The 11,147-nt window shown below is 72.8% G+C and carries 11 protein-coding genes; 3 read left to right on the forward strand and 8 right to left on the reverse strand.

Features of this window, described 5'->3' with window-relative positions; all coding sequences use genetic code 11:
* The gene (locus ACIRF9_RS25545) at positions 1–627 is read right to left on the reverse strand and encodes a TetR/AcrR family transcriptional regulator (protein WP_403826576.1); all 627 of its coding nucleotides are present in this window, start codon (positions 625–627) and stop codon (positions 1–3) included.
* Between the two features lie 106 nt (positions 628–733).
* On the opposite strand from ACIRF9_RS25545, the gene ACIRF9_RS25550 reads away from it, so the two are divergent.
* The 3 genes from ACIRF9_RS25550 to ACIRF9_RS25560 are packed head-to-tail and all read left to right on the forward strand — an operon-like array spanning position 734 to position 3,581.
* Complete coding sequence (locus tag ACIRF9_RS25550; protein ID WP_403826579.1) at positions 734–1,855, forward strand: aminomethyltransferase family protein; 1,122 nt, start codon at positions 734–736, stop codon at positions 1,853–1,855.
* Between the two features lie 19 nt (positions 1,856–1,874).
* Positions 1,875–2,720: a formyltetrahydrofolate deformylase gene (gene purU, locus ACIRF9_RS25555; RefSeq protein ID WP_403826582.1), complete on the forward strand. Its 846-nt coding sequence runs from the start codon at positions 1,875–1,877 to the stop codon at positions 2,718–2,720.
* A gap of 12 nt (positions 2,721–2,732) precedes the next feature.
* The gene (locus ACIRF9_RS25560; RefSeq protein WP_403826585.1) at positions 2,733–3,581 is read left to right on the forward strand and encodes a bifunctional methylenetetrahydrofolate dehydrogenase/methenyltetrahydrofolate cyclohydrolase; all 849 of its coding nucleotides are present in this window, start codon (positions 2,733–2,735) and stop codon (positions 3,579–3,581) included.
* Positions 3,582–3,655: 74 nt separating this feature from the next.
* Here the strand turns inward: ACIRF9_RS25560 and ACIRF9_RS25565 are convergent, their stop codons facing one another.
* The 7 genes from ACIRF9_RS25565 to ACIRF9_RS25595 all read right to left on the reverse strand — a co-directional run bounded on the left by ACIRF9_RS25565 (position 3,656) and on the right by ACIRF9_RS25595 (position 11,134).
* A complete protein-coding gene (locus tag ACIRF9_RS25565; RefSeq protein ID WP_403826588.1) occupies positions 3,656–4,558 on the reverse strand; it encodes a hypothetical protein in 903 nt (300 codons plus the stop codon).
* Positions 4,559–4,565: 7 nt separating this feature from the next.
* A complete protein-coding gene (locus ACIRF9_RS25570) occupies positions 4,566–5,285 on the reverse strand; it encodes a gamma-glutamyl-gamma-aminobutyrate hydrolase family protein (RefSeq protein WP_403826591.1) in 720 nt (239 codons plus the stop codon).
* On the reverse strand, positions 5,282–6,772 hold the full coding sequence (locus ACIRF9_RS25575; RefSeq protein WP_403826594.1) for an aldehyde dehydrogenase: 1,491 nt from the start codon (positions 6,770–6,772) through the stop codon (positions 5,282–5,284). The genes ACIRF9_RS25570 and ACIRF9_RS25575 overlap by 4 nt, the downstream gene beginning before the upstream one ends.
* 503 nt (positions 6,773–7,275) lie before the next feature.
* Positions 7,276–8,733 carry an APC family permease gene (locus ACIRF9_RS25580; RefSeq protein WP_403826597.1) on the reverse strand — a complete coding sequence of 486 codons (1,458 nt, stop codon included), beginning with the start codon at positions 8,731–8,733 and terminating at the stop codon, positions 7,276–7,278.
* 176 nt (positions 8,734–8,909) lie between these two features.
* Positions 8,910–9,122, reverse strand: coding sequence for a ferredoxin (locus ACIRF9_RS25585; RefSeq protein WP_403826600.1), 213 nt, complete (start codon positions 9,120–9,122; stop codon positions 8,910–8,912).
* A 51-nt stretch (positions 9,123–9,173) separates the two neighbouring features.
* Positions 9,174–10,358, reverse strand: coding sequence for a cytochrome P450 (locus ACIRF9_RS25590; protein ID WP_403826603.1), 1,185 nt, complete (start codon positions 10,356–10,358; stop codon positions 9,174–9,176).
* A gap of 158 nt (positions 10,359–10,516) precedes the next feature.
* Positions 10,517–11,134 (reverse strand): TetR/AcrR family transcriptional regulator, encoded by a 618-nt coding sequence (locus tag ACIRF9_RS25595; RefSeq protein WP_403826606.1) that lies wholly within the window; start codon positions 11,132–11,134, stop codon positions 10,517–10,519.
* Between the last annotated feature and the right edge of the window lie 13 nt (positions 11,135–11,147).

An 11,147-nucleotide genomic window follows, 5' to 3' on the forward strand; every position in this document is an offset into this window, starting at 1 on the left:
TCAGGACGCGCCGGACGACGGCCACCGCTCCACCGGCGAGCGGTCCCGCCCCTGTGCGCGGTACGCCGCGAGGAGCCGGCGCAGCGCCGCGACACCCTCCTCGGTGCGCCCCGCGTCGCCCGAGGTGACCTGGTGGAAGACCAGTCCCTCCAGGGCCGCGAAGACGAGCTCCGCCAGCTCCGGGGGCAGCCCGAAGCAGGCCAGGGCCTCGCGCACGGCGTCGCGGTAGGCGTCGTAGAGCGCGTCGACGTGCCGCTGCAGTGCGGGCCTGCGGCTCGCCTCCAGCTTCAGCTCGTACTGGAACGCCTGCAGCTCCGGATCCGTGGCGATGAAGCGGGGCAGCGTCGCGGCGAAGTCCTCCAGCCTGCCGCCGGCGGGCACCAGTGACGACGTCTCGATACTGCGCCGTACCGCCCAGCGCAGGGACTCCTCCAGCAGGGCGTCGCGCGTACCGAAGTGGTGCACGACCAGCCCATGGGTCACCCCGGCCTCAAAGGCCACGGACCGGTACGTCAGTTTCCGCAGGCCGCCGCGCGCCACGACCCTGACGGCCGCCGCCAGCAGCGCCTCCCGCCCCCGACCGTATCCGGGCCGGGCGTCCGGGTCGGTGCCGTCTTCCACCGCCATGGACACCCCCTCTCTCCTTCGGTCCTCGAATCTATCCTATTGACAAGTTATCCAGATGGATAGATTCTCGGCTGTGCCTTCCCCCCTTCGCTTCCCTGGAGTTCCCATGCCCCTGCCCGAAGGACTGCGCGGCACCCCGTTCTCGCCGCGGTACGCCGACCGCGTCGAGGAGTGGATCGACGTCTACGGGCACGCCGTGCCCCTGGCGATCGGCGACCCGGCCGAGGAGTACGAGGCCATCCGCACCGCGGCCGGCGCCTCCGACTACTCGATGCTCTACAAGTGGCATGTCGAGGGTGCGGACGCGGTCGCGGCCGTCGACGCGGTCTTCTCCCGCAGCGTGCGCGGTCTCGGCGCGGGACGCATCGCGTACGGCGTGGTCGTCGACGCCGACGGCATGATGCTGGACGACGTGACCGTGGCCGTCCTCGCGCCCGGCCATGTCGTCGTCACCGGCGGCAACCCCTCGACGCAGGAGTCCCTGACCGCACACGCCCCCGCCGGAACCACCGTCACCGAACGCCGTGACGAGTCCGCCGTCCTGACCCTGCAGGGGCCCCGCAGCCGCGAGGTGCTCCAGCGACTCACCCACGTGGACGTCTCCAACGAGGCGTTCCCGTACTACACGCTCCTCCAGGACACCCTCGTCGCGGGCATGCCCGCACAGGTCGGCCGACTCGGGTTCACCGCCGAACTGGGCTACGAGATCCAGGTGCCCCGCGAGCGGGCGCCAAGGCTGTGGGACGCGGTCCTGGAGGCCGGCGCGGATCTCGGCGTGCGGCCCTTCGGCGCGGCCGCGCTCCTGACCTGCCGCACCGAAGCCGGGATGATCATGGGCGAGCTGGAGTACGACCGCACCGTCACGCCGTTCGAGTGCCGGATGGGCTGGGCCGTCGACTTCGGCAAGGGCCCCTTCCAGGGCCGGGACGCGCTGCTCGCCAAGAAGGACGGGGCGACGGGACGGGTCGTCAGCGTCGTCGTGGCCGCCCCACCGGAGGTCGCCGAGGGCGCCCGGCTGGAGCTGGACGGGCGGCACGTCGGCCACGTGACGATGGCCGTCGCGTCGCCCGCGCTCGACGGCGCCACGCTCGGGCTCGCCCGCGTCCACCGCGACGCCGCGCGGTCCGGCACCAGCCTGACCGCTGTCGCCGCCGACGGTTCCCCGGCCGACGCCACGGTCCGGCCCACGCCCGTGTACGACCCCGAGCGCGCCCGCGTACGCGCCTGATCAGGAAGACACCGCAGCCATGCAGCGCCACATCCTCACCCTCCGCTGCCCGGACCAGCCGGGCATCGTCCACGCGCTCTCCGGGGGCATCACCGAGGCCAGGGGCAACATCCTGGAGAGCGCCCAGTTCTCCGATCCCGACACCGGCGACTTCACCCTCCGCGTCTGCCTCGAGACCCCCCGCGAGGACGCCGAGGGACTGCGTGACGAACTCGCCCTGCGCCTGGCCCGCTTCGATCCCGTGCTGTCCCTGAGGCCCGAGGAACAGCGCCGCCGGGTCCTGCTCATGGTGTCGAGGTTCGACCACTGCCTGGTCGACCTCCTCTACCGGTGGGACCTGGGCGAACTCCCCGTCGACATCCCCCTGATCGTCTCCAACCACCCCGACTGCGCCCCGATCGCCGAGCGTCACGGCATCCCGTACGTCCACCTCCCGGTCACCCGCGCCGGCAAGCCGGAGGCCGAGGCCGAACTGCTGCGCCTCGTCGCCGGGCACCGGATCGACTTCGTGGTCCTCGCCCGCTACATGCAGGTCCTCTCCGACGACCTGTGCCGCCGACTGTCGGGCCGGGTCATCAACATCCACCACTCGTTCCTGCCGGGCTTCAAGGGCGCCAAGCCCTACCACCAGGCCCACGACCGGGGCGTCAAACTCATCGGCGCCACCGCCCACTTCGTCACCGCCGACCTCGACGAGGGGCCGATCATCGAGCAGGACGTCGTGCGCGTCGGACACCGCCACACCGCGCCGGAGCTGATCGCCATCGGCCGGGACGTCGAACGGGTCGTCCTGGCGCGGGCCGTGCGACTGCACGCGGAGGACCGCGTCGTCCTGACCGGCTCCCGCACCGTCGTCTTCGCCTGAAAGGCCCTCACGGTGACCACTGCAACCCTGCTCGACGGCAAGGCCGCCGCGGCCGACATCAAGCACGAACTCACCGGCCGGGTGGAGGCGTTGAAGCGCCGGGGTGCCGCCCCCGGCCTCGGCACGATCCTGGTCGGCGACGACCCGGCGAGCCACTCCTACGTCGGCGGCAAGCACCGCGACTGCGCCCGGGTCGGCATCGTGTCGATCCGGGTGGAACTGCCCGCCACGGCCACCCAGGCCGAGGTGGAGGCCGCGGTCCGCCGGCTCAACGCCGACCCGGCCTGCACCGGCTTCATCGTGCAGCTTCCACTGCCCGCCCACCTCGACACCCACGCCGTACTGGAGCTCATCGACCCCGCCAAGGACGCCGACGGGCTGCACCCGGCGAACCTCGGGCGCCTGGTGCTCGGCATCCCGGCGCCGCTTCCCTGCACGCCCCGCGGCATCATCGACCTGCTGCGCCGGGGCCGCGTGGCGATCACCGGGCGGCAGTTCTGCGTCATCGGCTGCGGGATCACCGTGGGCCGTCCCCTCGGCCTGATGCTGACCCGCAGCACCGAACACGCCACGGTGACCCTGTGCCACGAGGCGACCCAGGACGTCGCGGCCCACACCCGCGTCGCCGACGTCGTCGTGGCCGCCGCCGGCGTGGCCCACCTCGTCACGCCCGACTGGATCAAGCCGGGCGCCACGGTCCTGTCCGTGGGCATCACCCGCACCGTCGAGGGCATCCTCGGCGACGTCCACCCGGACGTGGACCGGGTCGCCGGCGCCCTCGCCCCTCCGGTGGGCGGCGTGGGCCCGATGACCCGCGCGATGCTCCTGACCAACCTCGTCGAGGCCGCCGAACGCGGCTGACGGGCGGGCGTGCGTGCGGCTCCGGCCCGGACAGGCCCGGGAACCGGGCCGGGGCGACGCACTCGTACACCCGCCTACACACGGCTCCAGTAGGTGTAGCGCTCGACGGGATCGCCGTCGTACCCCCACGGCCAGGCGGTGACCAGGCCGCCGGTCGCCGGGAACACCGTGGCCGCGTCGTCGCGGCGGCCGGCTCGGGCCAGGGCGTAGGCGAGCAGTCCCAGGTCCGCCACGGCGGCCGCGTGCCGGAGGCGGCCGGGAGGGAGCCACTGGGTCAGCGCCTGGTCGAGCAGGGCGGGCATGGGCGGCTGGGACCAGTGACGGCTCGCTCCCAGCGCCCGGATACCGCCACCGCCGAGGTCGCGGTGGTACTGCCGTACGGCCGCCGTCAGCGGCAGGCAGGCCGCGGGTGCGCCGGGCGGTATTACGGCGACGAGGTCGTCCAGGAACTCGCGCAGCGCCGCCTGGCTGCCCTGCTCCTCGGGCGAGAGATAGCCGAGGATCTGCAGGTGCGCCTCCCGGTGCCAGGAGTCGCGGGCGGTGATCTCCTGCCACACGGAGGCGAGTTCCGCCCTCGTGCGGCGGAGCTGCCGCAGGGCCGCGAGGGCGCCGACCCACGGGGTGGGGTCGGCGGGGTGGGCCGCGGCGGCGAGCCGGCAGGCCGCCAGGGCGGCCCACGGATCCTCGGCCAGTTCCGACCAGGCGTGCAGGACCAGCGCGTCCGGGTCGTGCGGCCGTCGCGAACGCCATCCCCGGGCCAGCGCGGGGGCGGCCCGCGCGAGCACGGCGACGCGATGGCAGCGGCGGTCCCAGTCGGTCCCGGTCTCCTTCAGCAGCTGCTCGACCCGGGCGATGGCGAGGTCCTGCGGTCCCGCTCCCCGTGAGGAGAGGACGCCCCGCACCACCCTGCCGAGCGCGGCGTCGTCGAGCTCGGGGGCGAGGCGGGCTCTGTCGCGTCTGTTGCCGAAGAGAGCCATGCCGGTGTCAGCGTCCGTCTCCGGCGGCCCGTACGAGGGCGTCGAAGAGACCCTGCTGGGCGGGGTCCTCGTGGGCGGTGTCCTCGGGATGCCACTGGACGGCCGTGAACCACCCCTGCACGTCCGGGAGTTCGAGTCCCTCGATGGTTCCGTCGGCGGCGCGCGCGGTGACCTCGAGTCCCGCCCCGGTGCGGTCCACCCGCTGATGGTGGTAGCAGGACGCCTCGACCTTCTCCGCGCCGGTGGCCCGCTCCAGCAGGGTGCCGCGCCGGATCGCCACCGGGTGCACGACGTGCCGGTGTTCGCGCGCCGGGCCGCCCATGTCCTGCTCCAGGGCGCCGCCGAGGGCGACATTGACCACCTGGAGGCCGCGGCAGATCGCCAGCAGCGGCAGACCCAGGTCCAGTGCGGTGCGGGCGACGTCGAGGTCGAAGGCGTCCTGCACCTCGTCGACGTCGTACACGTCGGCGTGGGTGTCGGCGGCGCCGTAGCGGTGCGGGGCGAGGTCGCCGCCGCCGGGCAGCAGGACGCCGTCGAAGCGGGCGAGGCGGGAGGCCACCTCCGCGCTGTCCCCGGCGGCGGGGTGGATGCTCGCCGGTTCGCCGCCGGCCCGCCAGACGGCCTCGATCAGCGCGCGGGCGTTGACCTCCGCCGCGTACCGCAGCGCGGACGTCGTCGCGGAGAAGCGGGCGGGGATCGCGATCAGGGGGCGTACGGGTGTCGTCACAGCTGGATCCAGGTGGTCTTCAGTTCGGTGTACTTCTCGATCGCGTGGACGGACTTGTCGCGGCCGTTGCCCGACTGCTTCATGCCGCCGAAGGGGACGGTCAGATCGCCCTCCTCGTAGCAGTTGACCCAGACCGTGCCGGCCCGCAGCGCGCGCGAGACCTTGTGGGCGGTGGACAGGTCGGAGGTCCACAGGCCGGCGGCGAGGCCGTACTCGGTGGCGTTGGCCAGCCGGACCGCCTCGTCCAGGTCGTCGAAGGTGAGGACGGACAGGACCGGTCCGAAGATCTCCTCGCGGGCCAGCCGCATGCCGGGCTCCACCCGGTCGAAGACGGTGGGGCGCAGGAAACTGCCGCCGGTGCCGGCCAGCGTGCGACCGCCCCCGGCCCGCAGCCGGGCGCCCTCGTCGACGCCGGTGCCGATGTGGTCGAGGACGCGCTCCAGATGGCTCTCGCCCACCAGCGCGCCCATCTCGGTCGCCGGGTCCAGCGGATCGCCGACCCGCAGTTCGCCGGCCCGGGCCACGATCGCCTCGGTGACGCGTTCGGCGACGGAGGAGTGCACCAGCAGCCGGGAGGGGGCCGTGCACATCTCGCCCTGGTTGAAGAAGATGCCCCAGGCGGCGGTGGCGGCGGCCTTCTCCAGGTCGGGGGCGTCGGGAAGGATGATGTTCGGCGACTTGCCGCCCAGCTCCAGCCAGACGCGCTTGAGGTTGGAGTCGGCGGCGTAGCGCAGGAAGTGGCGGCCGACGGCGGTGGAACCGGTGAAGGCCAGGACGTCGACATCGGGGTGCAGCCCGATCGCCCGGCCGGCCACCGGCCCGTCCCCGGTCACGACGTTGAGCACGCCCGGCGGCAGTCCCGCCTCGGTGGCGATCCGGCCCAGCAGCAGCGCGGACAGCGGTGAGTTCTCGGACGGCTTCAGGACGACCGTGCAGCCCGCGGCCAGTGCCGGTGCGACCTTCCAGCTCGCCAGCGTCAGGGGGAAGTTCCACGGGACGACGGCGCCCACGACACCCGCCGGTTCCCGGGTGACCAGCGCCAGGGCGTCCGGGGAGGTGTGCGGCGACTCGTCGGTGAGTTTGTCGGCCAGCTGTCCGTACCAGCGGAACGTGTTGATCGCGGCGCGCAGCTCGATCCCGTACGCGTCCGTGATCGGCTTGCCCATCTCCAGGCTGATGGTCAGGGCGAGCCGCTCCCGCCGCTCCTCCAGGAGGTCGGCGACACGCAGCAGGACCCGGCCGCGGTCGGTGGGCGAGAGGCGGGGCCAGGGGCCGGAGTCGAAGGCCCGGCGCGCGGCGGCCACGGCCAGGTCCACCTCGGCGTCGCGGGCGTCGGCGACCTGGGAGAGGACCTGGCCGTCGCGCGGCGAGACGACGGCGAACGTGGCTCCGCCGCCCGGCTCGTCCACACCGTCGATGTGGTGCTGGGCGGGCGGGTCCAGATCCTTGGCGTGACGCAGCAGCTCGTCGTGGGTGAGGGCCGGCATCGGCTCTCCTCTTCCTGGTGGTCCGAATCGATGAGGTGAGTGGGCCGACGGCGGCACCTGGGGAGTGGTGCCGCCGTCGGCCGTGTGCGGCAGAGGCCGGGCCGGCCGTCGGCCGTGGGGAGGGCGTCGGGGTCGGCCGCCCGGCTGTGCGCGGGAGGGCGGGGTTGACAGGCGGCCGCTCGTGGGACGGCCAGGTCGGGCCGTCGGCCGTGTACGGGGTGTCGGGGTTGGCCGTCGGCCGTGTACGGGGCGTTGGGGTTGGCCGTCGGCCGTGTACGGGGCGTTGGGGTTGGCCGTCGGCCGTGTACGGGGTGTCGGGGTTGGCCGTCGGCCGTGTACGGGGCGTTGGGGTTGGCCGTCGGCCGTGTACGGGGTGTCGGGGTTGGCCGTCGGCCGTGTACGGGGTGTCGGGGTTGGCCGTCGGCCGTGTACGGGGCGTCCGGGTCGCCCTTCCGCCGTGCGCGGGGGTCCGGGCCGGCCGCCGGCCGCGGGGTGGTGCCCGGTCAGCCGGTGGCGGAGTGCTGGTGCCGGGTCAGCCGGGCCGCGATCAGCCCCAGGACCAGCACCGCCGGGACGGTGAGCTGGAGCCAGAGGGCGGTGGTGCTGTCGCCGCCGATGAGCGTGGTGAAGTTCTCCATGATCAGCCAGATCGCCCCGGCGATGCCGAGCGCGCCCAGGATCGGGGCGACCAGCGTGTTCCAGGGCCGGGTGTCGGCACCGGAGCGGCGGAAGAAGACGACCACGGAGACGGAGGTCAGGAAGTAGAGGAGCATGATCGCCAGCACGGCGACCCCGCTGAACCAGGAGAAGAGCGTCAGCACCGGGTCCTTGCCCAGGAGCGCGAACGGAATGACCAGCCCCACCGAGATCACCGTCTGGACGATGCCGGCCACCCAGGGGGAGTGGCGCCGGTTGAGCGTGGTCAGGCCCCGCGGCAGCAGACCCTCACGGCCCAGGGAGAACAGGTAGCGGTTGGCGGAGTTGTGGAACGCCAGGATGCCCGCGAACAGCGAGGTCGCCAGCAGGATGGGCAGCACGTCGCCGGTCCAGGCGCCGAACTGGGCGGTGATCGGGGCGAAGACGAAGGCGGTGGCGTCGCCGGACTCCAGCGCCTTGCCCGCCTGGGCCGTCGCCTGGGACGCGCCGTGCGCGGAGACCAGCATCCACGAGGTGAAGGCGAAGAAGCAGGTGACCACCGCGACCGACAGGTAGGTCGCGCGCGGGACCGTCTTCTTGGGCTCGCGGGCCTCCTCGCCGTAGATGGCGGTGGCCTCGAAGCCGAACATCGACGCGACGGCGAACATCAGGGCCACACCGGGGGCGCCCTGGAGCGCGGCGTGCGGCGAGAAGCTGTCGCCGAAGCCGAGCCCCTCGGGGCCGCCGCCCTTGAACAGGGTCACGAGGGCGAAGACGATCAGGATGCTGAACTCCGCGAGGACGAACACGGCCAGGACCTTGGCGCCCATCTCGATGCCGGCGGCGCCGAGGACCTGGACGACCACCATGGTCACCAGCGTCCAGACCCACCACGCGATGTGTACGTCGGCGTAGTGTTCGACCAGGCCGCTCACGGTCGCGCCGTAGAGTCCGTACATGGCGGCCTGGACCGCGCAGTAGGCGAAGAGGGCGACGCCGGCGCTGCCGGAGCCGGTCGTGCGGCCCAGCCCCTTGCCGATGTAGGTGTAGAAGGCGCCGGCGTCCACGACGTGGCGGCCCATCGCGACGAAGCCTATGGAGAACAGCAGGACCACCACGCCGGCCGCGAGATACGCGGCGGGGGCGCCCGCCCCGTTGCCGATGGCGATGGCGATGGGCACGGCTCCGGCGATGCCGGTGAGCGGTGCCTGGGCGGAAAGGACGAAGAAGAGGATGCCCAGGACGCCGAGCGAGTCGGGCTTGAGCCTGCCTGCCGTGGAGGGGTCTTGCGTGGTGTGCGGGGCGACCGCCGTCTGACTGTCCACTCGGATCACCTGTCGGGGACGGGGAGGGATGGGAGATTGTTTAGAGCCAAACGAGTTGCCTCATCGTGGGCGGGAACTATCCGTTTGGCAAGGGGGTGCGGCGGGATTTCTCTCGGCCGGTCCGTCTTTTACGGAGCCGTAACCCGGCGGTCGCCCCGGCCGGGCGGTCGGCTCTCCTACTCGTGGACGGTGATGGCCTGCAGCGGGCAGACGTCGGCGGCTTCCCGCAGCTCGTCGGCGCTCGCCTCGTCGATGTCCGCCGACCAGACGTCGGCGGCGAGGGTCCGCAGGGTCAGCCGTCCCTCCTCGTCGAGGGCGAAGAGGCCGGGGGCGGCGTAGACGCACTGGCCGTGGTCCTGGCACTTCCTGAGGTCGACTTCGACGCGCATGGTGACTCCTTGGTGTCGTGCTGCGGGGGAGGGGTGGTCCGGCGCGCGGGGTCAGCGCAGCAGCCGGACCGGCAGGTGGGTGACGCTGCGCAGGAACTCGGTGTGGGCGAAGACCGGCTCGCCGACGAGTTCGATCGCGCTGAAGCGGTGCACCAGCGAGGTGAAGACCACGTCGGCCTGCGCGCGGGCGAGCACCTGGCCCGCGCAGCCGTGCTGTCCGGAGCCGAAGGCCAGGTGCCGGCTCGCGGTGGCCGGGCGGGTGTGGTCGAAGCGGTCCGGGTCGGGGAACGCCTCCGGGTCGAGGTTGGCGGACCCGATGAGCAGGATCAGGACCTCGTCGGCGGGCACGGTCGTGTCACCGATGACCGTCTCCTGGGTGGTGAGCCGGGCCACCATCTGCTCGGGCGTCTCGGTGCGCAGCACCTCGTCGACGAAGCCCGCCCGGGCCTCGGGCCGGTCGCGGTAGATCCCCACGTACTCGGGGTGCTCCGCCATCCGCCGGACGCCCTGCACGATGAGGTGCTTGATGTCCAGGTGGCCGACGGCGAAGAAGAGCAGGATGGAGGAGACGACCTCCTGCTCGCTCATGTTCCCCGCGTCCCGCTCGGCGAGGAAGGCGTCGACCAGGCCGTCGCCGGGGTGGGCGCGCTTGTGGGCGATCAGGCCGCGGATGTGCTCCTCGTACCAGGCGAAGGCCTCACCGGTGACCCGCCAGTCCTCCTCGTCCGACCCGGGGCCGAGGCTCAGGCCGATGTCGTAGGTGGCCTGCTGGATCTCCAGCGCCTTGACGGGCTCGACGCCGAAGATGTGGCAGATCGTCTCGAAGGTGGAGCGCAGCGCGAGGTCGTTCACCGCGTCCAGGGTTCCGTCGCCCCCGGCCGCCTCGTCGAGCACGGTGTCCACGGACGCCTGCATCACCTTGGCCCACTCCTCGACCGCCTTGGGGGTGAACCAGCGGTTGGTGATGCGGCGCAGCCGGGTGTGGTCGGGGGCGTCCTGGCCGAGCACCGTGTCGTGCAGCGGATCGGCCACGCCGAAGTCGAGCTTGTGGACGCTGAGGGTGGGGTTGCGGATCAGCCGTGCGACGTCCTCGTAGCGGGACACCACGTACACGCCGGCCGGGTGCCGGTGGACGGGCGCCTCGGTGCGGAGCCGGGCGTAGTACGGGGCGGGGTTCGCGCGGTAGTCGGGGTCGCGGAACGGGAGCAGGTCGACTGCGGGGGCTTCGGAGGTCATGGACCCCGAGAATTATCCAAATGGACAGCTGCGTCAACGCCCGGGATGCCCGTAACCGATTCTTTACTCGTGCGGGATCGAACGACGTCTCGCGCGGAAACGCGAAAAGGCCCCGGACGCGGCAACGTCCGGGGCCTCGAGGCGTGCGGGTCGGAGGGTCAGGGGCGGGGGTCGTCCCCGTCGGCGTCGAGCAGCCGCAGCAGGGAGCGCAGCTCCTCCAGCGCGGCGTCCGTGACCTCGGGCTCGCCGAGGACGAGCTGATGCAGGACCAGGCCGTCGAGCGCGGCGAAGACCAGCCGGGTCAGCGCCCGGTCGGCTCCGTCCGGCAGCATCCGGCTCAGCTCCCGCTGGGCGGCGTCGAAGTACTGGTCGTAGAGCTCGCGGATCTGCGGCAGCAGCTCCGGCCTGCGGCGGGACTCCAGCAGCAGCTCGTACTGGAACGCCTGGGTGTCCGGATCCGCCGTGACCATCTCGGACAGGCCGGTGGAGAAGTCCGCGACCTTGCCGGTGCCCGGTTCGAGGGAGCTGGTGCTCAGCGAGGTGCGGATCGTGTGGGCGAGGGCCTCCTCGATCAGCGCGTCGCGCGAGCCGAAGTGGTGCACGACCAGACCGTGGGTCACCCCGGCCTCCTCCGCCACGGCCCGGTAGGTGAGCTTGCGCAGTCCACCCCGCGCCACCACCCGCACGGCGGCGTTCAGCAGCGCCTCGCGCCCCTCGCCGTAGTGCAGTCGCTTGCGTGGCCCTCGGCTCTTGGGGTCGGCTGCGGAATCGGTCATGCCGGTGACCCTA

The sequence above is a fragment of the Streptomyces sp. NPDC096132 genome (assembly GCF_044763345.1).
Lineage (GTDB): Bacteria > Actinomycetota > Actinomycetes > Streptomycetales > Streptomycetaceae > Streptomyces.

Bases quoted from the DNA above. Each gene is read 5' to 3' on its own strand.
- ACIRF9_RS25545 (WP_403826576.1), bottom strand. From the start codon at position 627: ATGGCGGTGGAAGACGGCACCGACCCGGACGCCCGGCCCGGATACGGT.
- ACIRF9_RS25550 (WP_403826579.1), top strand. From the start codon at position 734: ATGCCCCTGCCCGAAGGACTGCGCGGCACCCCGTTCTCGCCGCGGTAC.
- purU (WP_403826582.1), top strand. From the start codon at position 1,875: ATGCAGCGCCACATCCTCACCCTCCGCTGCCCGGACCAGCCGGGCATC.
- ACIRF9_RS25565 (WP_403826588.1), bottom strand. From the start codon at position 4,558: ATGGCTCTCTTCGGCAACAGACGCGACAGAGCCCGCCTCGCCCCCGAG.
- ACIRF9_RS25575 (WP_403826594.1), bottom strand. From the start codon at position 6,772: ATGCCGGCCCTCACCCACGACGAGCTGCTGCGTCACGCCAAGGATCTG.
- ACIRF9_RS25585 (WP_403826600.1), bottom strand. From the start codon at position 9,122: ATGCGCGTCGAAGTCGACCTCAGGAAGTGCCAGGACCACGGCCAGTGC.
- ACIRF9_RS25590 (WP_403826603.1), bottom strand. From the start codon at position 10,358: ATGACCTCCGAAGCCCCCGCAGTCGACCTGCTCCCGTTCCGCGACCCC.
- ACIRF9_RS25595 (WP_403826606.1), bottom strand. From the start codon at position 11,134: ATGACCGATTCCGCAGCCGACCCCAAGAGCCGAGGGCCACGCAAGCGA.